Raw genomic sequence first — 23,572 nt, 5'->3', positions numbered from 1 at the left:
ATGACCGCATCCGCCACTGCCACCTCGGTCGCTGTCCATCCCGCATCGGAACCACTGCCGCTCTCGCGCGACGTGCGTCCCTTGCGTCTCATCACCTGCGGCTCGGTGGATGACGGCAAGTCGACGCTGATCGGCAGGCTGCTGTGGGATACCAAGGCGGTCAAGGAAGACCAGGCAGCCACCCTGCAGCGGGATTCCGGAAAGCAGAACGACCTCGGCCTTCCGGACTTCGCGCTTCTGCTCGACGGCCTGCAGGCGGAGCGCGAGCAGGGCATCACCATCGACGTCGCCTATCGCTATTTCGCGACCGACCGTCGCTCCTTCATCGTTGCCGACACGCCCGGTCACGAGCAGTACACGCGCAACATGGCAACTGGTGCCTCGACCGCCGATCTGGCAGTCCTCCTGGTCGACGCCCGCGCCGGCCTCCTGGAACAGACCCGTCGACACGCAACGATCGCATCGCTGATGGGCATCCGGCAGTTCGTGCTGGCCGTCAACAAGTTCGATCTCGTGGGCTACGATCGGGCCATCTTCGAGAAGATATCGCATGAGTTCAAGGAATTGGCGCTTTCGCTCGGCGTGCGGCAGATCACGGCGATCCCGATGTCCGCGCTGAAGGGCGAGAATGTTGTCTACCCGGCTCCCGCCGCCATGCCGTGGTATGACGGGCCGACACTGGTCGAGACGCTGGAACTGGCAACGGTCCGCTCCGCCCAGGCCGGCGGCTTTCGGCTGCCGGTGCAGCGCGTTTCGCGTCCCGGCGAAAGCTTCCGCGGCTACCAGGGCACCGTCGCCGGCGGTTCGGTGAAGCCGGGGGATTCCGTTGTCATCCTGCCATCGGGCATGGTCGCCAATGTCAAGCAGATCGTCACTTTTGATCTCGTGCGCAATGCCGCCGTGGCCGGCGATGCCATCACGCTCGTGCTTGACCGGCAGGTGGACGTTTCCCGCGGGGACATGATCGTTTCGCTGGACGCCCAGCCGATGACGGGGCTCGAATTCGAGGCGCAGATCGTCGCCCTGCAGCCGGACGGTATCGAGCCCGGCAAGCGCTACTGGCTGAAGAGCGGTTCGCGCCGCCAGCGCGTCTCGGTCAGGCCGACGTCTCAGCTCGATCTCGCCACCGGCTCCTGGCGCGCCCACGTCGAGCCTCTGCAGATGAACGCCATCGGCAGGGTGCGGCTCTCTTTCGACGAGCAGGCGATCTTTGACGCCTACGAGCAGAACCGCTCGACCGGCGCCTTTATCCTGATCGATCCCGATACGCACAATACCATCGCCGGCGGTATGATCACCTCCAAGCGCAGCGGCGGGATCGGGATCCGCTACGAGGGTGAACGCGTCGTGCTGTCTCTGCCGGCCGACCTTGCGGACCAGATTATGGCGAGCGAACTCTTCGCCAGCCGGCGCGACGAGACGGACGTGCGTCGCATGAGCGCCTCACAGGCAGCGGACATCTTTGCCAACGCCGCACAGGACATCTGAAGCACTCACGCGCTTCGCTTGTCAGGCGGGCGCGTGGTCCCTCGCGGCATCACCTCGAAGCCCAGGTCGATCGGGTCGGTCGGGGCAGGTTCGCCGCTCAGGACGCGGATCAGCAGGTCGGTCGCACGATAACCCATGTCGAAGCGAGGCACCCGTACGGTTGTCAGCGGTGGGTGGCTGAAGGCGGCAAATCCGAGGTCGTTATATCCGCAGATGCCGAATGCCGGGATTGGAAGACCGAGCCGCTGCGCCTCGAAAAGGACGCCCATCGCCAGGTCGTCGTTCTGGCAGAAGACACAATCGAGATCCGGCGCCTGCCGCCTCAAGCGCTGCAGGAGCTGGCAGCCCAGTTGGACGCTGGTCGGCGCTTCCTCTGATGCGATGAGCGCCGGATCCGCGATGCCCGCATCCTGCATGGCGAGGCAATAGCCTTCATGGCGCCGCTCCGACCGCACGTCGATCGTTCCTCCGATGAGGCCGATCCGGCGATAGCCGCAGGCAAGCAGGTGTCGAACTGCTGATGCGGCGGCTTCGCAATGGTTGATGCCTACGGCCATTCCACTCGGCGTAAGGTGCAGATCGACGATCTGCACCACAGGGCAGGCTGCCGCCTTCAGGAGTTCCAGCGTTCCTTCCCGCTGTTGAAGTCCCGAGAGAAGGATGCCGGCCGGATTCTGCGAGAGGAAGATGCGGATCTGGCGGACTTCCTCCTCCGGGTCATAGCGTGAATTCGCGTAATGGATCCGCAGGTTGGATGTACGGACCCGGTCTTCGATGCCGCGCATGATGCCAAGGTGGGCGTGGCTGGTCAGGGCAGGCGCGAGGACGCCGATGACGCCATTGTGGCGGCTGGCCAGCGCCCTGGCCGCGAAGTCCGGTACATAGCCCATATCGTCGACCTGGGCGATGATCCGTTCGCGAAGCGTCTCCGATACCTTCTCGGGCTCCCGCAACGCCCTCGAGACTGTGATCGAACTGACGCCGAGGCTGGTCGCCACGTCCTTAAGTGTCACTTTTGCTGCACGGCTCCGTCGCTGCGGCATTGTCTCCTCCCGCTGGCTTGACACGGCGCGCCTCAGCCAAGGGAAGCAACTAAGCTTCTTGCCTCGCTCGGCAAGCCCGGGAGGGTGGCGCTGGCTGGTATCGCGCACTCCCGGGAAGACTCGACGATCCCATCGGGCCCGAGTTACTCCGCGTTCACTTCCCGGTGAAAACCTATGGCGTTCCGCAGGGCGGAGGACATCTTCATGCGAAACGAGCCAAGGAGGATTGAAGATGAGATGCACTCTCTTGAGGGCAGCGATAGCGACGGCCGTTCTCACCCCGTTCGCCAGCACTATGGTCATGGCGCACCACGGGTGGTCCTGGGCAGAGGCGGAGCAGATCGAGCTCAGCGGCACGATCACGGCGATTTCCTTCGCGCCTCCGCATCCGTCGATGGAAGTCCAGGCGGACGGCGGGGTCTGGAAGGTGGAACTCAGCAACCCCGGCAAGACCCAGCGGTCCGGTTTCGTTGAAGGCGTGGCGGATGTGGGCGACGCCGTCACCCTGATTGGCAATCGGTCGAAAGACCGGGAGGAACTGCGGATGAAGGCGGTCCGGGTCATGGTCGGCAACAAGACCTATGACATCTATCCGGAGCGGATCGAGACCAACTGAGGCTCGGCCCGTGGACTGGCTCGAGCCACTGTCGCAGACCTATCCCGCGCGGGCTCTGATCCTCTCGCCAACCCTTTATCTGCTGGTGAATGCGGCGCATATCATGGCGATCGGCGTCCTGTTTGGTGCAATCCTGTCGCTCGACCTTCGCATCCTCGGCCTGGCAAGGATGCTGCCGCTCGCGCCGACGGCGGTCTATCTCTCGCGGGTGGCGGCGACAGGTCTTGGCCTGGCCGTGCTCACGGGCCTCGGGCTCTTTTCCGTACGGCCCGGAGAATACGCAGCCAATCCCGCCTTCCTCGCCAAGCTCGCACTGATCGCGCTTGGGCTGATCAACATCCTTGCAGTGCACCTCACGCGGGCATGGCGGGCCACAGTCCGAGGGGCGGAGCCGACGAAGGTGCTGCGCGTGGGGGCAGCGATCTCGATTCTGATCTGGGGTGGGGCGATCATCGCCGGACGGTGGATTGGTTTCATCTAAGCGATCAGCGGTCGCTGAACTCCGCCCGCGGATTGACCCAGGGCTTCTGGTTGGAGCGCGGCAGCGGCTGTTTCCCGAGGATATGGTCGGCGGCTTTCTCGCCTGTCATGATCGAGGGGCCGTTGAGGTTGCCGTAGGTGATGTGCGGGAAGATCGAGCTGTCCGCCACGCGCAGGCCGTCGATGCCGATCACCCGGCATTTCGGATCGACCACCGCCAGCGGATCATCCCGGTCGCCCATCCGGCAGGTGCCGCAGGGGTGATAGGCGCTTTCCAGGTGTTCCCTGAGGAAGGCGTCGATCTCATCGTCCGTCTGGACCGCCTCGCCTGGCTGGATTTCCGGGCCGCGATAGGGGTCGAAGGCCTGCTGGCCGAAGATCTCGCGGGTCAGCCGCACGCAGTGTCGGAACTTCTGCCAGTCCTCGGGGTGGCTCATATAGTTGAAGCGGATGACCGGATCGGCGGTCGGGTCAGGCGACCGCAAGGTCACGCTGCCGCGCGATTTCGACAGGTTGTAGCCCACATGCACCTGGAAGCCGTGGCTACGGGCGGCGGCCCTGCCGTCATAGGAAATCGCTACCGGCAGGAAGTGGTACTGGATGTCCGGCTGCTTCAGCCCGGCTGCGGAGCGGACGAAGGCGCAGGCTTCGAACTGGTTGGAAGCGCCGAGGCCGCCCTTTGACAGAAGCCATTGGGCGCCGGCGACGCCCTGCCAGAACCACGGAAGCCACGAATAGAGCGAGACCGGCTTCTTCGAGACCTGCTGGAAGTAAAATTCCATGTGGTCCTGCAGGTTTTCGCCGACACCGGGCCTGTCGGCCACGACCTCTACCCCCATGTCCCGCAGGTGCTGCGCAGGTCCGATTCCCGACAGCATCAGGAGCTTCGGCGAGTTGAAGGAGGAGGCGGCAATGATCACCTCGCGGTTGGCGCGGATCACTTCGGTAGAGCCGCGCCGCTCGATCTCCACCCCGGCCGCCTTGCCGTTCTCGATGACGATCCGCTGGGCGTATGCGTGCACCAGGTGCACGTTCTGTCGCCTGAGCGCCGGCCGGAGGTAGGCGTTGGCCGCTGACCAGCGCCGTCCCATGTGGATCGTCTGCTCCATCAGCCCGAAGCCTTCCTGCTTCGAACCGTTATAGTCGTCGGTGAGTTCGAACCCCGCCTGCTTGCCCGCCTCGATAAAGGCGTGGAAGAGCGGGTTGACGAAGGGGCCTCGGCGCACATGCAGCGGACCGTCCTTGCCGCGCCAGCCGCCCTCGCCGCCATGGCTATGCTCCATCCGCTTGAAATAGGGCAGCACGTCCACATAGGCCCAGCCGCGGGCGCCGAGCTCTTCCCAGCGGTTGAAATCCTCCGAGTGGCCGCGCACATAGACGAGCCCGTTGATGGAGGACGACCCGCCGAGCACCTTGCCGCGCGGCGCGGTGATACGTCGATTGTTAAGGTTCGGTTCCGGCTCGGAAAGATAGCCCCAGTTGTAGCGCTTCATGCTCATCGGCCAGGCAAGCGCCGCCGGCATCTGGATGAAGGGCCCGATGTCGGACCCGCCCGCCTCGATGACGATCACCGAATGCTTGCCGTCCTCCGACAGCCGGTAAGCCATGGCGGAGCCCGCCGAGCCGGAACCGATGATGACGAAGTCTGCGCTGGTCATCCCGATCTCCTCAGTAGGGCGCCTCGACCGGGCCCATGGAGACGTAGACCGTCTTCAGCTCCGTGTAGTGCTCCAGCGCCGCGGCGGAGTTCTCTCGCCCGAAGCCTGACTGCTTCGAGCCGCCGAACGGGATCTCGACCGGGCAGAGGTTGTAGGTGTTGATCCAGAGCGTCCCCGCCTGCAACTGGTCCACGACGCGGTGCGCGCGGCTGAGATCTCTTGTGAAGACACCGCCGGAAAGGCCGAACTCGGTGGCATTGGCGCGCTCGATCACCTCGGCCTCGTCGTCAAAGTCCAACACGCACATGACAGGACCGAAGATTTCCTCGCGCGCGATGGTCATCCCGTCGGTCACATCGGCAAAGACGGTCGGCTGGACGTAGAAGCCTTCGCGCGAAACGTCGTTCGGGATGCCGCCGCCTGTGGCCAGTCTCGCGCCCTCTGCCTTGCCCTTCTCGATGTAGCCGAGCACCTTCTCGCGCTGTGCCCGGGAAACGAGCGGCCCCATCTGCGTCGCCTCGTCCATCGGATCGCCGATGACGATCTTCTCCGTCCGCGCCTTCAGCCGGACGAGGAACTGCTCCTTGATCCGCTTCTGCACGAAGACGCGGGTGCCGTTGGAGCAGACCTGGCCGGTAGAATAGAAATTGCCGAGCATGGCGCCGCCGATGGCACCGTCGATGTCGGCATCATCGAAGACGATCAGCGGCGACTTGCCGCCGAGCTCCATCGTCACGTGCTTCAGCTGCCCGGCAGCAGCTGCTGCAACCTTGCGGCCGGTCGGCACCGAGCCGGTGAGCGAGATCTTTGCCACGTCCGGGTGATTGACGAGGAGCGGGCCCGTCTCACGGTCGCCCTGCACGACGTTGAATACCCCCTTGGGCAGGCCGGCCTCGACCAGAATCTCCGCGATCTTCAGCGCCCCGAGCGGTGTCGTCTCCGATGGCTTGAATACCATCGCATTGCCGGCCGCGAGCGCTGGCGCCGCCTTCCAGCAGCAGATCTGCTGCGGGTAGTTCCAGGCACCGATGCCGACACAGACACCGAGCGGCACCCGCTTCGTATAGGCCCAGTCGCCGCCGAGCGGAATGTGCGACCCATTCAGCGCCGTCGCGGCAATGCCGCCGAAGAATTCCAGGCTGTCGGCCCCTGAGGTCGGATCGGCTACGATAGTCTCCTGGATCGGCTTGCCCGTATCCAGCGTCTCCAGTTCGGAAAGTTCCCGGTTGCGCTCGCGCATGATGTCCGCCGCCCGCCTCAGCACGCGGCCGCGCGCGGTCGGGCTCATCGCCGCCCACTCCACCTGCGCCCGTCTGGCGGAGGCGACAGCCCGCTCTACGATTGCCGGCGTCGCGGCATGCAAACGGGCAATCACTTCACCCGTCGCGGGATAGACGCTCTCGATGACGGTCCCGGCTGCGTCTTCCACGTATTCGCCGTCAATGAAGTGGCTGGCTGCCGGCTGTGCGCGCATCTTCTTCTCCTAGGGGGCGGCGTCGATCGTCAGGAAAGCTTCGCGGGCAGGAAGGGGCGAAGCTGCAGGTCGAGATAGTCTTCGGTGAGCGCGATCGACGCCGTGCTGCTGATCGGGGCGGAACGCAGGCTCTGGCGGATATAGAGCCCGTCGATCATCGCCGCGAGGCCCTCGGCGATCCGGGCTGCATCATCCGGTGGGCAGAGGCGTTCGAGGCTGTGAAGGAGGTTCGAGCGCAGGCGCCTCGAATAGATGACCAGCAGCCGCCGCACCTCCTCGGACCGCTGCGCCTCCACGTAGAAGGCAAGCCAGGCGGCCACCGTTTCCGGGGCGAACTGGTCGGCCTGGAAGGAGACGCGAATGATGGCCGACAGCCGCTCGCGGGGCGTGTCGAGATGCTCCATCGCGGTCACGGTATCAGCCCTCAGGCGCGTCAGCAGGCTGCGGATTGTCGCCTCCAGCAATTGCTGCTTGCTGCCGAAATAATGATGCGCAAGGGCGGGGGAAACGCCGGCTTCCCGTGCGATGTCCGACATCGTCACGTCGAGCGACCCATGCTGCCCAATGGCTCGCAGCGTCGCGTCTACCAGCGCCTTACGGCGCAGCGGCTCCATTCCGATACGGGGCATGTGACGCATCTCCGATTTCGGGGCAGTTTAGTTTTGATTGAGTGATCAATCAAGTTTTTGTCGGAGTGAATGCGCAGGAGGGCCATATCCACCTTCGGCGAGACAAATTGACACCGCGACGGCGACTGGCTTTCCAGCGTCGCTGGCGCGTCCTAAGTCTCCATCTCCTGCCATGATGAGGAGACTGCCATGTCGCTGTCCAAGGAAATGCGCTACGTCGAACTGACGGGCTTCGGCGGCCCGGAGGTGATGCGGCTGGCAACCGGTCCGGTAGCGCAGCCTCGAGCCGGCGAAGTGGTGGTCGAGGTCGAGGCGGCGGGCGTCAACCGTCCCGATGTCGCCCAGCGCAGCGGCAATTATCCACCGCCGAAGGATGCGAGCCCGATCCTGGGCCTGGAAGTCGCGGGCCGGGTGGTGGCGCTCGGCGAGGGGGTGACCGATGTCACCATCGGCGATCGGGTCTGCGGCCTCGCCAACGGCGGCGGCTATGCCGAGTATTGCGCCCTGCCGGCGGGGCAGGTCCTCGCCTTTCCGAAGGGCTATGATGCGGTGAAGGCCGCAGCCCTGCCTGAAACCTTCTTCACGGTCTGGGCCAATCTCTTCCAGATGGCCGGTCTCACCGAGGGCGAGAGCGTCCTGATCCATGGAGGTTCCAGCGGCATCGGCACAACCGCGATCCAGCTAGCCAGCGCCTTCGGCGCTGAAGTCTATGCCACGGCGGGTTCGGCGGAGAAATGTCGAGCCTGCGAGAACTTGGGCGCGAAGCATGCCATCAACTATCGCGAGGAGGATTTCGTCGAGGTCATCAAGGCCGAGACCGGGGGCAGGGGGGTCGACACAATCCTCGACATGATCGGGGCCGATTACTTCAACCGCAACCTCAGTGCGCTCGCCAGGGACGGATGCCTGTCGATCATCGCCTTCCTGGGCGGCGCCGTCGCCGAAAAGGCCAATCTGTCGCCGATCATGGTGAAACGCCTGACGGTGACCGGCTCCACCATGCGCCCGCGCACCGCTGAGGAAAAACGTGCGATCCGCGACGAGTTGAGGGATCAGGTCTGGCCGCTCCTGGAAGCTGGCAAGGTCGCACCGGTGATCCACACGGTCCTACCGTTCGACCAGGTTGCGGAGGCCCACCGCCTGATGGAGACGAGCACCCATATCGGAAAGATCATCCTCGATCTGCGATAGGGTGAATCAGCAGGCTGGCGAATGCTAGACGAAGCCGGGGAGACTTCAACTCACTTACATCCGAAGATTGTCACATAACGTGCCTTGCATACATGCGACGCAGCGCCTACCTTTTGATCATCGTCAACGTATTGAAAGGAAGGTGATCCAATGTCGAGTGAGATTTCGGTCTGCGTTTCGGACTTTGGAAAGGTGATGGTCATGACGGGGCAGCCCTCGGCCTGAACGCATCTTCCTTCGGACGCCTCGCGCGGCCGGGTTCGTTGAACGGACCAAATTCACGAGAAGGGTCGCCGCGCGCGGCCCTTTTTCGTTTTTATCTACGGGAATATCGTGCGTCGCCCCTATGCGTCGCGCGCATGGGTGGGCTGATTATTGGGCGCTACTCATGCGCCGCCCGCGAACCTATCTACGGGACATCGAAGCAGGACGGAGCGTCAAGGACGACGCCGGAGCTTCGAAGCCCATTGAAAGGGGGATTTATCATGAACATAGCACGCAGCTTCAACAACTGGCGCCAGTACCGCCGTACAGTAGCTGAACTGAGCCGGATGACCCCGCGCGACCTCAGCGACCTCGGGATTTCCCAGTGCGATATCCATCGCGTCGCCCGCCAGGCCGCCGGCCTCTAATCGCGAGAAGGCTCGCCGGATGTGAACGCCCGCCCAAAGCGGGCGTTTTGCATGTCTGGTGGGTCAGAGACCGATCCGTCCAAGCGCCGGAACCTTGATTCCCGGATTGGCGATGTCCAGCCCGGCGACCAATCCCAGGAAATGCAGTTCGAATCCGCTGCGGACCCCTGCCGAGAGGCCGAGAAGGCCGCCGAGCGTCAGATGGACGTCCCGCCAGTCCGTATCCAGATGCACGAAATCGCCGTCTGGCAGGTAGTCCCGCCCGACCGCATGCGGCGGCAGGACGGCTCCCAGTTCGGGCACGTTGCGCAGCACGAAGGCGACGAAAGTGTTTGAGTTCGGCCCCGGAAAGATCTTGTAGCCGCCGGGCTCCGCATAGGGGTAGGCGGCGATGGCACCCTCCACCTTCGGGATCAGCAATTCCGCTTCGACACCCGTCACCGCCTTCACCAGCTGCGGCATGTTCGAATACCAGTAGGCATCCGCAGGTCGGTGATTGCGCCGGATCGGCGAGCCCCAGCCGACCTTGTCGTAGCGCGTATAGCTGTCGGCACCCTTCTCCTTCGTGACGATCCATGCATGGCTGGAGACCGCGCCCTTCAACCCCCCGGTCGTCGCCGAAAAGATGTAAATCGCCGCCTCTTCGCTCGCCCCTGCTTCCGGCAGAATCCCGGCAGACGACCAGCGTGCTTCGCTCCACCGTCCGGGGCGATCCTGGATTGCCCACCAGCCTGCCGAAGCGAAGGTCGGCAGCAAATAGACGATGAAGATGATGAGAAGCAGCCGCTTCAGGTATTTCATGCAAGACCTCGTGCAAGTCGTATCGCGGTCGGCTATGACCGATTGAAACCAGCAATTTCAGGGCAGACCAATGCAAAACCCCGTTACCGTCGAAGTCACTCGAGGCAAGCTCGTCGAAAGCCGCCATCGCGGAATAGGCATCGTGGTGGACGGTGACGGCAAGACGGTGTTCGCTTTCGGGGATGTCGAAAGCGGCGTTTTCCCCCGCAGCGCCTGCAAGGCAATGCAGGCGCTGCCGCTTGTCGAGAGCGGCGCCGCGGACGCCTATGGCTTCGGCAATCGGCAACTGGCGCTGGCCTGTGCTTCTCACTCCGGTGAGGAAGAACACGTGGCGCTAGCAGCCTCCATGCTGGAGCGTGCCGGCCGCGATGCCTCCGCGCTGGAATGCGGCGCCCACTGGTCCTCCGACCAGGCGACGCTGATCCACCAGGCGCGCACGCTGGAAAAGCCGAATGCCCTGCACAACAACTGCTCCGGAAAACATTCCGGCTTCGTCTGCACCTGCGCGCACGTCGGCTACGAGGTTGAAGGCTACGTCGGCTACGACCATCCGCTGCAGGCCGACATCCGCGCCACGATGGAAAGTCTGACGGGAGCCGCCCTCGGCCATGACAATTGCGGCATCGATGGCTGCTCGATCCCGAGCTACGCCATTCCGCTTCGTGGCCTCGCGCACGGCTTCGCCAAGATGGTGACGGGGCAGGGGCTGGAGCCCATCCGGGCGAAGGCCTCGCGGCGGCTGATGGAAGCTTGCATGGCGGAGCCCTTCTATGTTGCCGGCACCAAGCGCGCCTGCACCAAGCTGATGCAGGTCGCTCCGGGCAAGATCTTTGCCAAGACGGGTGCCGAGGGCGTATTCATCGCAGCACTTCCCGAACAGGGCGTGGCGATGGCGGTGAAATGTGAGGACGGTACGACGCGCGCCGCCGAGGCGATGATCTTCGCGCTGATCGCCCGCTACTTCGACAAGGCCGGTGAGACGCACCAGACGCTCATGGCCCTGGCCAACAAGTCCATGAAGAACTGGAACGGTATCCATGTCGGCGACATCCGGGTCACCGATGCGCTGTTCGCCTGACCTGTCGGTGCCAACTGCCGTCTCGATCAGGACTTGATAGAGGCGCCGCCGGCGCCAGATCACCGGCATCATCGATGGAGGAATTGCCATGTACACGCTGTTCTACTCGCCCAATGCCTGCTCGCTCGCCAGCCACATCGCGCTGGCGGAGTCCGGTCTTCCCTACGAGGTGCGTCGGGTGAATTTCGCCGAGAACGAGCAGCGTTCGCCGGAATACCTGAAGCATAATCCGAACGGCCGCGTGCCGGCGCTGGTGACGGAGAAAGGCACGCTCATCGAAAGCCCGGCGATCCTCGCCTTCATCGCCCAGTCCGCACCTGACGCAAAGGTCGCGCCCCTCGACGATCCCTTCGAATTTGCGCGGATGCAGGGCTTCAACAGTTTCATCGCCTCATCGCTGCACGTGGCCTACGCCCACAACAAGCGCGGCTATCGCTGGGCGGATGGGCAGGAGGCGCTCGACGCCATGAAGCGGAAGGTCGTGCCGAACATGCGCATGTATTTCGGCATGGTGGAGAACGACTTCCTGACAGGCCCCTGGGTTCTGGGCGAAGCCTATTCGGTCGCCGACCCTTACCTGTTCACCATGGCCGACTGGCTCGAAGGCCTCGGCATCGACAGGGAAGAGTTCCCCAAGGTTGCGGACCACTATCGCCGGATGATGGAGCGCCCCGCCGTCCAGAAGGCGCTTTCCGTCGAACGGCCCGACTGATCTCAGGCGCAGCGTCTGAGTTCCAATGCACCGCCGATACCCTGGGACCAAGTTTTGGGCTGCCGCGGAAAGGGCAGGTCGGCCAGTTGACGCTCCGACATACGGACAAGGTCAGGATGACGGAGCACGTCGAGTCCCTCGGCAGAAGCTTCCTCGGAGGAGCTCAGCCAAGCGAGTGCGCTGGAGATAATCTGTAGCGGGCGCATAGCGTGCCTCCTGGCAATATGTCCTTGCCGGCTGATCATGCAGCTCTGAGCAGGCGCATTCAATTGAGTTCTTCAGCACTCTGCTGTAGAAAATCTATATGAAGAACCTGAACATGCTGCATCTGAACGGCCTGAGGGCCGTGGAGGCCGTCGCCCGTCTCGGATCGCTGCAGGCGGCTGCTGAGGAGATGGGTGTCACCATCGGCGCCGTCAGCCAGCAGGTCATCAAGGCCGAGGCCCAGTTGGGACGTTCGGTATTCCTCCGTCAGCCGAAGGGCATGGTTCCGCTCGATGCCGCACGGCCGATGCTCGCCCGTTTGACGGAAGGGTTTCGCGCACTTTCTCAGGGCGTGGCACTCGGGCGGCCGGCTGACGAGAACCTTCTAACGGTGTCCGTTGCACCGGTCTTCGCGGCGCGCTTCCTCGTCCACCGGCTGGAAAGCTTCTCCCGTCGGCACCCGTTGATACGCCTGCGCATCGAGGCAACGACGGCGCTTGCCGATCTGAACGGCGGAGATGTCGACCTCGCCATCCGGGTCGGGCGTGGGGTATGGCCGGGCGTCGATGCTGAACTGCTGATGGAGCAGCGGGTTTTCCCCGTCTGCGCGCCGGCCCTGGCCGCAGAGCTGAGGGAGCCGGCGGACATTCTCCGACTGCCGGCGATCATCGATGGCCCCTCGGCCTTTTCCTGGGACGTCTGGCTGCAGCAGGCGGGTCTCGCAGGCCGCAGGATGACGACGCGGCACGTCTTCAACGACGCCTCGCTCTGCCTCGACGCGACCATGGCGGGGCAGGGGGTAATGCTCGCCTGGCAGACGCTGGCAAGCTTTGCCCTCGAGCAAGGGCGTCTGGTGAAGCCGTTTGCCCTGGAGGCGGCGACAGGCATGGGCCACTACCTCGTGACCCGTGCAGGTATCCGTCAGCCCGCGAAGGTGCGTGCCTTTGCCGACTGGCTGCGGGCGGAAATGCAGGCGCTCGACCGGGAGGTCGTCACGCCGGCTCCTGCAGGCGCTTCTCCCACATTGCCTTGAAGGCGGGCCTCGCCTGACAGGTTTCCAGCCAGGCCTTCAGTGACGGCCGAGCGTCGAACAGGGGTGCATGGCCCTGCGCGTAGCGCACGACCTCCGCGACGAGGATGTCGGCGGCGGTGAAGCGCCCACCCACCATGAAGGGGCTGGCCTTGAGATGATCCTCCAGGACGTCGAAGGGGCGCTCGAGGTTGGCGGCGGAAGCGGCGATCTTCGCGCGGCCTTCCTCGGTCTCCATCGCGCCCTTGCCGATGGCCATCTGGATGTCGAGTGCGTCTTCCTCGATGCTGGTGGCGCCGAACAGCGCCCATTGCACCATCAGCGCATCCTCCTGCAGGTCCTTCGGTCCGAGCGCGCCGCCATGCTTCTTCGCAAGGTAGAGCGTGATGGCAAGTGATTCGTGCAGCACGAAGCCGTCATCGTCCATCGACGGGATCGAACCCATCGGGTTGATGGCCAGGAACTCGGGAGAGCGGGTGTTCACCGGTGCCCCGGCCGCGGAAGCATCGGCCAGCCGATAGGCCTGGATCACCGGCACGTGCCGGAAGGCAAGACCAAGTTCCTCGATGAGCCAGAGCGGCCGGGTGGCACGGGAGCGATAGACTCCGTAGATCGTCAGCATTTACGTCCTCCTGGGAAAAGCTGCGCCACGCTACGGGGGCAGGTGGCTGAACGGAAGACCGGTCGGCGTTATGGCGCCATGAATTGTTTCGATCGGTCAGGCCCGGCGATTGCCCTCGATCGTCAGGTGGGGAAAACGCTCCTCGCCACCAAGCAGTTCGCCCGTAGCACGGTCATGCCAGCGGAAGCCGAGAATGGCGCCGTCTTCCACGCCATCGAAGATATTGTCGCTGACGAGCGCGCTGCCCGCATCTTCCACGACCGATACGGCGCAGCCGATCCGCGCCCGGCGGACGATGTTGCCGGTGACGGAGACGTTGCGCAGGTAGGGACCCCAGCCGACCAGCATGGCGAAACGCGGAACGTTCTCGAGGACATTGCCGGAAACCACCGTGTCGGCCTCCGCACCGATGCCGATCCCGAAGCCGACGCTGTCGTGTTCATAGGGACCGACCAGCGAGATGTTGCGGATGATGTTGCTGGAAACGATCGCCAGCCGTCCACCTTCGTTGAAATTGGCTATGTTGATGCCGTTTGCCGCTCCGTCCACGAGGTTGCCGGTCACCAGCGCTCCCTCGAAGCCAAATTCGGAATAGATAGCCGTCTCGCCTGATCGCAGGCAGTGATTGTCGGAGATCTGGACGTTGGAAGCGGCGTTCGCCCGAATGGCCGTGAAAGCACTGTCGGAGATGTGGTTGCCCGATACGATCACGCCGTCGGCGCGGTAGAGGTTGATGGCATTGCCGAACTGCCCGGTGCCGCCATAACCTGCGCCGGTCCGCGTGATGCGGTTGCCGGAAACGATCGTGCCATCCTCTCCCTTCTCCCTACGGTGAACGAGAATGCCGCCATTGCCGCAGCCGGACAGGAGGTTTTCCCGAATCCCGAGGCCGGTGCTGTCGATCGCGTAGAGCCCGTATTCGCTGATTGCGGAGATACGGTTAGCCCTCAGGACGCCGCCGCAACGCTCCAGTTGCAGGGCCGTTTTGCTGCTGCCCTCCACGGTGCATTTTTCCATCGTCAGGTCGGCAACGTCGCGCAGGTGAAGCAGGGCGGGCACCTGATCAGGCAGAGGTCGACCGGCCCCGTCGAACGTGATGCCGTCCAGTTCTATGCGCCGCGTACCCGGTTCGCTGCGGATGAATGGCCCACCGCCGCCAAGTGCGAGGGTGGTGGCGCCGGCAATGCCCATCAGGCGGGTCCGGTCCGGCAGCGCCAGATCGTTCACCTCGTAGCGCCCCGGCGGCAGGAACACCCACTGGTCAGCCTGGCTCGCTTGCGCGATCAGCTCCCGCAACTTCCGGGTCTGCTCTTCGCCGCCACCCGACCTCAATCCCGCAGCTCCCGCATCGATCGCGCCGCGCAGATCCGTCAGCGACATGGCTGGGGCTGTTCGTCCGCTCCTCGTGTTCAGCAGAAGGGTACAACTCGCCGACGAGAGGCCGAGCAAAAGCTTTCGTCTGGAAATCATCCGCACCTCCGGAGAGTAAGGACCTGCTTATATGCGCCCGTTATTGAATTCGATTGGCGAGATGAACAATTGTTACGATAAAATTAAAGAAGATTAAGGATCTGTCCTGCAATCTCTTCCTGACGTTGGGGGCGTTCATTTTAGCAAGCGGTTTGGGAGAGACATCGGATGCACGGTCCAATGTCAAGAAGCGCGCATTCGCAGGATACCTCGGTCACTCTCGAGAGCCTCCGCCAGCGGCTGCTGACGGTCGTTACGGATGCGGAACTGGCGGATACGTTCGCGATCCTCGACCGGCTGGACGCCTGCTCCCTCGTCGACCAGTTTCCTGAACTCATCTACGTCAAGGATCGCCGCAGCCGCTTCGTGCTGGCGAACGACGCCACCGCCCGCGCCAACAATATAGCTCATCCCGTTGAAATGCTCGGCAAGACCGATTTCGATCTGTTCGAGCGGGAGGTGGCGGAGGAGCTCTTTCTCGCCGAGCAGAGAATGATGTCGCTCGGTGAGGCGATGACCAATGTCGAGCATCGCCTGGCATTCGGCGGCATGTCCTGCTGGCTCCAGTCGACAAAGACCCCGCTGCGGGACGCTGAGGGCCGTATCGTCGGGCTGATCGGTATCTCCCGCGATATCACTGAGCGCAAGCGGCAGGAGGATCTGCGGCGCGGCCATGCCCGCCTCCTCGAAATGATCGCGCGCGGCCAGCCGCTCGACAAGGTCCTGCTTTCTCTCGTCGATCTGGTTGAAGAGGAACTGGACGACGTGGTTGCGTCGGTGCTGCTCCTCGACGAGGGGACCGACCGGCTGCGGCATGGGGCGTCCTCGAGCCTTCCGGAAGCCTATGTCCGAATGATCGACGGTCTCCTGATTGGCCCGCATGCCGGCTCCTGCGGCACGGCCGCCTGGCGGCGCGAGCCGGTCATCGTCAGCAATGCCTTGGAAGACGCCCTCTGGGAGGACTATCGCGAACTGCCGCAGCAGTTCGGTTTTCGGTCCTGCTGGTCCACGCCGATCATCGGCCCGGATAGAAGGGTCCTCGGCACCTTCGCGCTCTATTCCGGTTCTGTGCGCGAGCCGACGGAGCTCGAGCTCGAACTGACCGCCATGGCGACCGACATTGCCGGCATCGCCATCGAACGGATGCGCGCGGAGGAGCGCATTCGCTACATGGCGCATCATGACGCCCTGACAGGTCTTCCGAACCGGGCGCTCTTCTGGATCCAGTTCAACCATATTCTTGCCGAGGCGCGCCGCGAAAAACGCAAGGTCGCGGTCGCTTACATCGACCTCGACAACTTCAAGCAGATCAACGACCGGCTGGGCCATGCGGCCGGCGACGAGGTCCTGAAGACGATCGCCGAACGCCTGCCGCGCTGCATCCGCGCCAACGACCTGATTGTCCGGCTTGGTGGTGACGAATTTGCCATCGTCTTCTCCCTAATCGGCCAGGGGGAAGAGGGCGTTGTTCGGCGGATGGACGAGCTGCGCGCGGTCATCTCGGCACCCGTCATGTTCGAGTCCGAAGAAGTCCACGTCACCTGCAGCATGGGGGCTGCATTCTATCCGGAGGATGGAGACACCCCCGAGGCGCTGTTGGCACGGGCGGACCGCGCCATGTACGGCGCCAAGAACGACGGTCGTGATCGCCTGCAGGTCTGGACCTATGCTCCTGCCAGCGACTGACGGCGACATCGGGAAGCGATCTTTGCAGTCGCCTGTTGCGCACTATCTTTGAGGGAATGAAACCAGAGGCGCTGCTTCATCCCACCCCGGCCGGGCTGTTCTGCCCCATCGGCCGCTTTCACGTCGATCCGGTGCGGCCCGTTGAGCGGGCGCTGATCACCCATGGCCATTCCGATCACGCGAGGGCCGGGCATGGGAAGGTTCTGGCCACGCGCCAGACGCTCGACATCATGCGGATCCGCTATGGCGAGGACTTCTGCGGATCAGAACAGGCGGTGGAGTTTGGCGAGCGCGTCGAGGTGGACGGCGTCACCGTCTGCTTCCACCCCGCAGGGCACGTCCTGGGCTCGGCCCAGATCCTCATCCAGAAGGATGGCCTCAGGATCAACGTCTCCGGCGACTACAAGCGTGGCACGGATCCCACCTGCGCCTCCTTCGAGCCTGTCGCATGCGATGTCTTCATCACCGAGGCCACCTTCGGTCTGCCGGTCTTCCACCATCCGGACCCGAAGGGCGAGATCGGCAAGCTGCTCACTTCGCTGAAGCAGTTTCCCGAGCGCAGCCACATGATCGGCGCCTATGCGCTCGGCAAGGCGCAGCGCGTCATCCGTCTGATCCGCGACTGCGGCTACCAGGAGCCGATCTATATCCACGGGGCGCTGGCGAGGCTCTGCGACTACTACCGCGAACAGGGCATCGAATTGGGCGACATCCGGCCCGCGACGCTGGAGAAGAAGGATCCCGATGCCTTCAAGGGCGCCGTGGTCGTCGGTCCGCCCTCGGCATTCCAGGATCGCTGGGCGCGGCGCTTCAACGAGCCGCTGATCGCCTTTGCCTCCGGCTGGATGATGGTGCGCCAGCGCGCCAAGCAGGGCGGGGTGGAGCTGCCTCTGGTGATCTCCGACCACTGCGACTGGCCCGAGCTCCTGGAGACCATCAGGGAGGTCGGACCTTCCGAGGTGTGGGTGACGCACGGCCGGGAGGAGGCGCTGGTGCGCTGGTGCGAGCTGCAGGGCATCCCGGCCCGCCCGCTCCACCTCGTCGGCTATGAAGACGAGGGAGACTGATGAAGGCCTTCTCCAACCTCCTCGACCGCCTCGTGCTGACCCCGTCGCGCAACGGCAAGCTGAAGCTGCTTGCCGACTATTTCCGCGACACGCCGGATCCCGATCGCGGCTATGGTTTGGCGGCGCTCGCCGGTACGCTCGACCTGAGGAACATCAAGCCGGCGCTCCTGCGCGAACTGGTGCTGGAAAAGCTCGATCCGGTCCTCTTCCAGTATTCCTACGACTACGTCGGCGATCTTGCCGAAACCATCGCGCTCGTCTGGGACGGCGGCGAGAAGGACGACACGACCGACGAAGAGCAGCCGCGGCTCGGCGAAGTCGTCACGATGATGAATTCGCTCGGCCGGACCGAAGTCCGCGCCGCCGTCCGCGATCTCCTCGATCATCTCGACCCTTCCAGCCGCTTCGCCTTCCTGAAGCTCGCGACCGGGGCGCTTCGCATCGGCGTCTCCGCCCGGCTCGCCAAGCAGGCGTTGTCGGACATGAGCGGCCCAGGGGAGAGCCAGAAGGACGTCACCGAAATCGAAACCTTGTGGCACGGCCTGGGTCCGCCCTACGAGCCGCTTTTCGCCTGGCTGGAGGGCCGGGCGGAGAAGCCGGTGCTGGCGACGCCGGCGATCTTCCACTCCGTCATGCTGGCCAATCCGGTGGAGGAGGGTGATCTCGAGAAGCTGGACCCGGAGGATTACGCTGCCGAATGGAAGTGGGACGGCATCCGCATCCAGATGTCGAGCTATGGCGGCACGAAGAAGCTCTATTCCCGCTCCGGCGACGACATCACTGGTGCCTTCCCGGACATCGTGGACTCGATCAACTTCGAAGGCGTCGTGGACGGCGAACTTCTTGTTGGCGGTACCATGCGCTCCAACAGCCCGACCCGCACGTTCTCGGACCTGCAGCAGCGGCTCAACCGCAAGACCGTCACGAACCGGATGCTGGACGACTACCCCGCCTTCGTGCGGGCCTACGACCTGCTGTTTCAGGGCGACCAGGACATCCGCGCCCGCACCTTCTTCGAGCGCCGCGAGCGGCTGGGAGAGGTCATCGAAAAGGCCCCACACGACCGCTTCGACTTGTCCGATCTCGTCGACTTCTCCGACTGGCAGGAACTCGACCGCCTGCGCGTCGATCCGCCCGATCCGGTGATCGAGGGGGTCATGATCAAGCGCAAGGACAGCGCCTACCAGGCCGGGCGGCTGAAGGGGCCGTGGTTCAAGTGGAAGCGCGATCCCTACAATATCGATGCGGTGATGCTCTATGCCCAGCGCGGTCACGGCAAGCGGTCGAGCTATTACTCCGACTTCACCTTCGGCGTCTGGGCCGAGAGCCCGGATGGCGAGCAGCTTGTGCCCGTGGGCAAGGCCTATTTCGGCTTCACGGATGCCGAGCTCGAAGTGCTGGACAAGTTCGTGCGCGACAACACGGTGGAGCGCTTCGGTCCTGTCCGGGCGGTGCGGGCGGAGCCGGATTTCGGCTTCGTGCTGGAGGTCGCCTTCGAGGGCATCAACCGCTCCACCCGCCACAAGTCCGGCGTCGCGATGCGGTTTCCTCGCATTTCGCGCCTGCGCATGGACAAGCTGCCCCGCGATGCCGACCGTCTTTCGACGCTGACGGCGATGGTGGAGGTACGGGAAGGAAGTTGAGAGCAGGCGGCAAGCGGATGCCCCGCTTGTCTCAATTGCCGCCTTCAAAGCGTGGCGTTGGTGGAACGTCGGCGACCATGAGCAGATTGCCGTCCGGATCCTTCAGAGTGAAGAAAACCCTGTCCTGAACGGGCGATAGATGGGCGGCGCCGACCGCCAGCGCGTGGCGATGTGCAGCTTCTACGTCATCTGTGTTGAAGTGGAAGGCAGGCTTGCTGCAATGCGGGCCGACGAAGCCCTTGCTGTCGAGAACGAGCGCCGGTCCGCTCTTCATAGGAATGACGCAGAGGTGGCCGAAGAGAATCTCGCCAATGATCGGTCGGTCCAGCAGACGGAAATACCAGTCTCTGGCCGTCTCGACGTTGCTCACGGGAACGAACACGCCACCGATTTCGCTTTCTATCACACCAGCCACGCTAATCTCCCATGATCCATCAACGTTCTCTCCGCAGGTCGCGGAGTGGAGGCTGCGCTGATAGCACTGGATGGTGACGGGGCAACGACTGGCAGCGGAACGCCTATCGCGGTCATTGTTCCCTTGAAAAGAAAAGGGCGGACCTGCGGCCCGCCCTTCTTACTCCGATTATGTCGCGTCGATCAGAACTCCTCCCAGCTGTCGTTGCTGACGGCGACGGCGGCGGAGCCCTTGGCCGAGAAGGCATTGGCGATCTTGCCCATCATGCTGCGGGCGGGTGAGGCGACCGGGGCGGACTTCGCTCCGGCCTTGGCGACCGGTGCCCGCTGCGATGCTGGCTGGTAGGAGGCCGAACCGCCGAGCTGGAACTGGCCGATCAGGCCGCGCAGGCGGCTTGCCTCGTTGGCGAGGGTAGCACCGGCCGCATTGGCCTCTTCCACCATCGCGGCGTTCTGCTGGGTCACCTGGTCCATCTGGTTGACGGCGGTGTTGACCTCGGACAGGCCCACCGACTGTTCGCGGGCCGAGGTGGCGATCGCGTCCATGTGCTGATTGATGGTGACGATGTAGCTCTCGATGGTCTTAAGGGCTTCGCCGGTGTCGCTGACGAGCTTCACGCCGTTGCCGACCTCGGCAGACGAGTTGCGGATCAGGTCCTTGATCTCCTTGGCAGCGGTTGCCGAACGCTGTGCCAGTTCACGAACTTCCTGGGCAACGACGGCAAAGCCCTTGCCGGCTTCACCAGCACGCGCCGCTTCGACGCCTGCATTCAGCGCCAGCAGGTTGGTCTGGAAGGCGATGTCATCGATGACGCCGATGATGTTGGAGATCTGGCTGGATGACTGCTCGATCTTGCCCATGGCATCGACGGCATTGGCGACGACGGCGCCGGAATGGCGGGCGCTTTCGTTTGCCTGGATCGCCACCGTACGGGCCTCTTCGGCACGCTTGGAGGAGTTGGCGACATTGGTGGTGATCTGGTCGAGGGCTGCGGCGGTCTCTTCCAGCGAGGCGGCCTGCTGTTCGGTGCGCTTCGACAGGTCAGCAGCGCTCTGGCTGATCTCGCGCGATCCGCTGTCGATGGAGCTGGTGGATTCCGCCACTGCCGTCATGGTTTCGCGAAGCTGCATGACCGAGCGGTTGAAGTCCTCGCGCAGGCCTTCGAACTCCTCGGCGAAGGACTGCGTCAGCTGGACGCCGAGATTGCCGGCGGAAAGCTGCTTCAGGCCGTCTGCCAGACCCGTGGTTGCCTGTGCCATGGCTTCGGCGCGGATGCGCTCCTGCTCGGCCGTGCGGCGGCGCTGCTCTTCCGACTGCGAGCGCTGGGCATTCGCCTCCTGCTCGAGCCGGCGGTTCTCCAGCGCGTTCGTGCGGAAGACTTCAACGGCTGCCGCCATTTCGCCGATCTCGTCGGTGCGGCCGGCATAGGGGATCGCCGTGTCGGCATCGCCACCAGCAAGCCGCTTCATGGAAGCAGTGATCGCCTGGATTGGGCGGATCATCGTTGCGGACAGCAGGACGAGCGAAGTTGCGATGATCACTACGGTCGCGCCGAGGCCGATGATGATGCTCCAGAAGGTGCGATTAGCGGCGTCGGACGAGGCGGTTGCACGAGCGTCCAGCAATGAAGCTTCTTCATCGGATATCTGCTTGGCGATCGCGCGGATTGAATCCATGTACTTCTTGCCTGCGCCAGCAATTTCCATCGCACGAGCCTGCTCGACAGTCGTGGGATCGCGCATCAAAGCGATCTCCTTGCCAAGTACCTCCGTGCCCCAACCCTTGACCAGTGCTTCGAGGTCCGAGAACCGCTTCTGTTGAACGGCGTTGTCGGAGGTGAGGCTCTTGCCGAGTTCGAAGGCCTTCTTAAACTGGAGTTCTCCCGCCTTCTGTGGCTCCAAGAAGGCCTCGTCCCCAGCAAGAAGATAACCGCGCAAGCCGGTTTCCTGGTTCACCATCCCGGCGATCATGTCGTCGACGGCGCGAAGGACCTGGTAAGTATGTTCCGTCCAGCGCGTCGCGTCCTGCTGGGTGTTCGACGAAGTGAGACTAAGAAGGTTCACGATCAATCCTGCGATCAGGATTGAGCTGAAAGCGATGACGAGCTTCGTCATCGTTCGAAGATTTGCTATGAGGCCGAACACCGTATGCTCCTGTGCATGAAGTCAGAGCTTCAGAGGGACGACAGGAGCTTGCTAGGATCGGCGAGTTGACGTTGCCCAGCTTCTCGGCCCGTCACCTCTGAAGACGAGCTGAACCTTTCCCATTCGCCTTAATTAGACATGAATAATGGAATGGAACTTCTAGTCGGTGATTTCTTGCCGGTGGGAAGGAAAAACCAATCTACGGCGGCATGATCGATGCGGGCACGCCGCAGCCTTGACCTCAAAAGAAGAGGGCGGGCAGCTTGCGCCACCCGCCCCTGTCTCATTCAGCTGAGGTCAGATCGCCTCAGAACTCCTCCCAGCTGTCGTTGCTGACGGCGGCGGAGCCTTTGGCCGAGAAGGCATTGGCGATCTTGCCCATCATGCTGCGGGCGGGCGAGGCGACCGGGGCGGACTTCGCTCCGGCCTTGGCGACCGGTGCCGATGCCCGCTGCGATGCCGGCTGGTAGGAGGCCGCGCCGCCGAGCTGGAACTGGCCGATCAGGCCGCGCAGGCGGCTTGCCTCGTTGGCGAGGGTGGCACCGGCCGCATTGGCCTCTTCCACCATCGCGGCGTTCTGCTGGGTCACCTGGTCCATCTGGTTGACGGCGGTGTTGACCTCCGACAAGCCGACCGACTGTTCGCGAGCCGAGGTGGCGATCGCGTCCATGTGCTGGTTGATCGTGACGATGTAGCTCTCGATGGTCTTAAGGGCTTCGCCGGTGTCGCTGACGAGCTTCACGCCGTTGCCGACCTCGGCAGACGAGTTGCGGATCAGGTCCTTGATCTCCTTGGCAGCGGTTGCCGAACGCTGTGCCAGTTCACGAACTTCCTGGGCAACGACGGCAAAGCCCTTGCCGGCTTCACCAGCACGCGCCGCTTCGACGCCTGCATTCAGCGCCAGCAGGTTGGTCTGGAAGGCGATGTCATCGATGACGCCGATGATGTTGGAGATCTGGCTGGATGACTGCTCGATCTTGCCCATGGCATCGACGGCATTGGCGACGACGGCGCCGGAATGGCGGGCGCTTTCGTTTGCCTGGATCGCCACCGTACGGGCCTCTTCGGCACGCTTGGAGGAGTTGGCGACATTGGTGGTGATCTGGTCGAGGGCTGCGGCGGTCTCTTCCAGCGAGGCGGCCTGCTGTTCGGTGCGCTTCGACAGGTCAGCAGCGCTCTGGCTGATCTCGCGCGATCCGCTGTCGATGGAGCTGGTGGATTCCGCCACTGCCGTCATGGTTTCGCGAAGCTGCATGACCGAGCGGTTGAAGTCCTCGCGCAGGCCTTCGAACTCCTCGGCGAAGGACTGCGTCAGCTGGACGCCGAGATTGCCGGCGGAAAGCTGCTTCAGGCCGTCTGCCAGACCCGTGGTTGCCTGTGCCATGGCTTCGGCGCGGATGCGCTCCTGCTCGGCCGTGCGGCGGCGCTGCTCTTCCGACTGCGAGCGCTGGGCATTCGCCTCCTGCTCGAGCCGGCGGTTCTCCAGCGC

At 63.8% G+C, this 23,572-nt stretch carries 21 protein-coding genes; 11 read left to right on the top strand and 10 right to left on the bottom strand.

Annotation, left to right across the window (positions count from 1 at the left end; genetic code table 11):
* Positions 1-1,488, top strand: coding sequence for a sulfate adenylyltransferase subunit CysN (cysN, locus tag ACEPP2_RS00105; RefSeq protein ID WP_077547635.1), 1,488 nt, complete (start codon positions 1-3; stop codon positions 1,486-1,488).
* Positions 1,489-1,493: 5 nt separating this feature from the next.
* On the opposite strand, the gene ACEPP2_RS00100 is transcribed toward cysN, so the two are convergent.
* Entirely contained in the window at positions 1,494-2,531 is a 1,038-nt protein-coding gene (locus ACEPP2_RS00100; protein WP_395515407.1) for a LacI family DNA-binding transcriptional regulator, read from the bottom strand.
* 232 nt (positions 2,532-2,763) lie between these two features.
* Between ACEPP2_RS00100 and ACEPP2_RS00095 the strand changes: the two genes are divergently transcribed.
* Complete coding sequence (locus ACEPP2_RS00095; RefSeq protein WP_395515406.1) at positions 2,764-3,147, top strand: DUF6152 family protein; 384 nt, start codon at positions 2,764-2,766, stop codon at positions 3,145-3,147.
* Between the two features lie 10 nt (positions 3,148-3,157).
* Positions 3,158-3,628, top strand: coding sequence for a DUF6644 family protein (locus ACEPP2_RS00090; protein WP_395515405.1), 471 nt, complete (start codon positions 3,158-3,160; stop codon positions 3,626-3,628).
* Between the two features lie 4 nt (positions 3,629-3,632).
* Here the strand turns inward: ACEPP2_RS00090 and betA are convergent, their stop codons facing one another.
* From betA to betI, 3 genes are read right to left on the bottom strand one after another with little or no spacing between them, the layout of a single operon-like run.
* A complete protein-coding gene (gene betA, locus ACEPP2_RS00085; protein WP_395515404.1) occupies positions 3,633-5,285 on the bottom strand; it encodes a choline dehydrogenase in 1,653 nt (550 codons plus the stop codon).
* A gap of 10 nt (positions 5,286-5,295) precedes the next feature.
* The gene (gene betB, locus ACEPP2_RS00080) at positions 5,296-6,759 is read right to left on the bottom strand and encodes a betaine-aldehyde dehydrogenase (protein ID WP_395515403.1); all 1,464 of its coding nucleotides are present in this window, start codon (positions 6,757-6,759) and stop codon (positions 5,296-5,298) included.
* A gap of 29 nt (positions 6,760-6,788) precedes the next feature.
* Complete coding sequence (gene betI, locus ACEPP2_RS00075; protein ID WP_395515402.1) at positions 6,789-7,388, bottom strand: transcriptional regulator BetI; 600 nt, start codon at positions 7,386-7,388, stop codon at positions 6,789-6,791.
* A 189-nt stretch (positions 7,389-7,577) separates the two neighbouring features.
* On the opposite strand from betI, the gene ACEPP2_RS00070 reads away from it, so the two are divergent.
* Both ACEPP2_RS00070 and ACEPP2_RS00065 read left to right on the top strand, forming a co-directional pair.
* The gene (locus ACEPP2_RS00070; RefSeq protein ID WP_152340717.1) at positions 7,578-8,579 is read left to right on the top strand and encodes an NAD(P)H-quinone oxidoreductase; all 1,002 of its coding nucleotides are present in this window, start codon (positions 7,578-7,580) and stop codon (positions 8,577-8,579) included.
* Positions 8,580-9,064: 485 nt separating this feature from the next.
* Positions 9,065-9,211, top strand: a complete 147-nt coding sequence (locus ACEPP2_RS00065) for a DUF1127 domain-containing protein (protein WP_065814511.1) — start codon at positions 9,065-9,067, stop codon at positions 9,209-9,211.
* Positions 9,212-9,274: 63 nt separating this feature from the next.
* Here the strand turns inward: ACEPP2_RS00065 and ACEPP2_RS00060 are convergent, their stop codons facing one another.
* Positions 9,275-10,012: a DUF3750 domain-containing protein gene (locus tag ACEPP2_RS00060; RefSeq protein ID WP_077547642.1), complete on the bottom strand. Its 738-nt coding sequence runs from the start codon at positions 10,010-10,012 to the stop codon at positions 9,275-9,277.
* A gap of 70 nt (positions 10,013-10,082) precedes the next feature.
* Between ACEPP2_RS00060 and ACEPP2_RS00055 the strand changes: the two genes are divergently transcribed.
* The 3 genes from ACEPP2_RS00055 (at position 10,083) to ACEPP2_RS00045 (ending at position 13,039) form a co-directional block, all read left to right on the top strand.
* Positions 10,083-11,090 (top strand): asparaginase, encoded by a 1,008-nt coding sequence (locus ACEPP2_RS00055; protein ID WP_395515401.1) that lies wholly within the window; start codon positions 10,083-10,085, stop codon positions 11,088-11,090.
* A gap of 88 nt (positions 11,091-11,178) precedes the next feature.
* Positions 11,179-11,802 (top strand): glutathione S-transferase family protein, encoded by a 624-nt coding sequence (locus ACEPP2_RS00050; RefSeq protein WP_077547644.1) that lies wholly within the window; start codon positions 11,179-11,181, stop codon positions 11,800-11,802.
* A gap of 304 nt (positions 11,803-12,106) precedes the next feature.
* Positions 12,107-13,039, top strand: a complete 933-nt coding sequence (locus ACEPP2_RS00045) for a LysR substrate-binding domain-containing protein (RefSeq protein WP_142588681.1) — start codon at positions 12,107-12,109, stop codon at positions 13,037-13,039.
* Here ACEPP2_RS00045 and ACEPP2_RS00040 read toward each other — a convergent pair.
* Positions 12,999-13,658 (bottom strand): glutathione S-transferase family protein, encoded by a 660-nt coding sequence (locus ACEPP2_RS00040; RefSeq protein WP_077547647.1) that lies wholly within the window; start codon positions 13,656-13,658, stop codon positions 12,999-13,001. The genes ACEPP2_RS00045 and ACEPP2_RS00040 overlap by 41 nt on opposite strands.
* A 96-nt stretch (positions 13,659-13,754) precedes the next feature.
* Entirely contained in the window at positions 13,755-15,128 is a 1,374-nt protein-coding gene (locus ACEPP2_RS00035) for a TIGR03808 family TAT-translocated repetitive protein (RefSeq protein WP_077547648.1), read from the bottom strand.
* Positions 15,129-15,308: 180 nt separating this feature from the next.
* Here ACEPP2_RS00035 and ACEPP2_RS00030 point away from each other — a divergent pair, with 180 nt between their 5' ends.
* Genes ACEPP2_RS00030 through ACEPP2_RS00020 form a run of 3 tightly spaced genes read left to right on the top strand, consistent with a single transcriptional unit; the run spans position 15,309 to position 19,524 of the window.
* Positions 15,309-16,814 carry a diguanylate cyclase domain-containing protein gene (locus ACEPP2_RS00030; RefSeq protein ID WP_395515400.1) on the top strand — a complete coding sequence of 502 codons (1,506 nt, stop codon included), beginning with the start codon at positions 15,309-15,311 and terminating at the stop codon, positions 16,812-16,814.
* A 56-nt stretch (positions 16,815-16,870) separates the two neighbouring features.
* Positions 16,871-17,881: a ligase-associated DNA damage response exonuclease gene (locus ACEPP2_RS00025; RefSeq protein ID WP_281978078.1), complete on the top strand. Its 1,011-nt coding sequence runs from the start codon at positions 16,871-16,873 to the stop codon at positions 17,879-17,881.
* Positions 17,881-19,524, top strand: a complete 1,644-nt coding sequence (locus tag ACEPP2_RS00020; RefSeq protein WP_281978032.1) for a cisplatin damage response ATP-dependent DNA ligase — start codon at positions 17,881-17,883, stop codon at positions 19,522-19,524. The genes ACEPP2_RS00025 and ACEPP2_RS00020 overlap by 1 nt, the downstream gene beginning before the upstream one ends.
* Before the next feature lie 31 nt (positions 19,525-19,555).
* On the opposite strand, the gene ACEPP2_RS00015 is transcribed toward ACEPP2_RS00020, so the two are convergent.
* The 3 genes from ACEPP2_RS00015 to ACEPP2_RS00005 form a co-directional block, all read right to left on the bottom strand.
* Positions 19,556-19,939 carry a VOC family protein gene (locus tag ACEPP2_RS00015; RefSeq protein WP_395515399.1) on the bottom strand — a complete coding sequence of 128 codons (384 nt, stop codon included), beginning with the start codon at positions 19,937-19,939 and terminating at the stop codon, positions 19,556-19,558.
* Positions 19,940-20,121: 182 nt separating this feature from the next.
* Entirely contained in the window at positions 20,122-22,053 is a 1,932-nt protein-coding gene (locus ACEPP2_RS00010) for a methyl-accepting chemotaxis protein (RefSeq protein ID WP_395515782.1), read from the bottom strand.
* Positions 22,054-22,390: 337 nt separating this feature from the next.
* The coding region (locus tag ACEPP2_RS00005; protein ID WP_395515398.1) for a methyl-accepting chemotaxis protein at positions 22,391-23,572 on the bottom strand (1,182 nt) is incomplete at its 5' end.

It is taken from the genome of Pseudorhizobium flavum, assembly GCF_044142885.1.
Taxonomy (GTDB): domain Bacteria; phylum Pseudomonadota; class Alphaproteobacteria; order Rhizobiales; family Rhizobiaceae; genus Neorhizobium; species Neorhizobium flavum.
The sequence above is the reverse complement of the archived record's forward strand: the minus strand, read 5'-3'. Positions and strand labels throughout refer to the sequence as shown.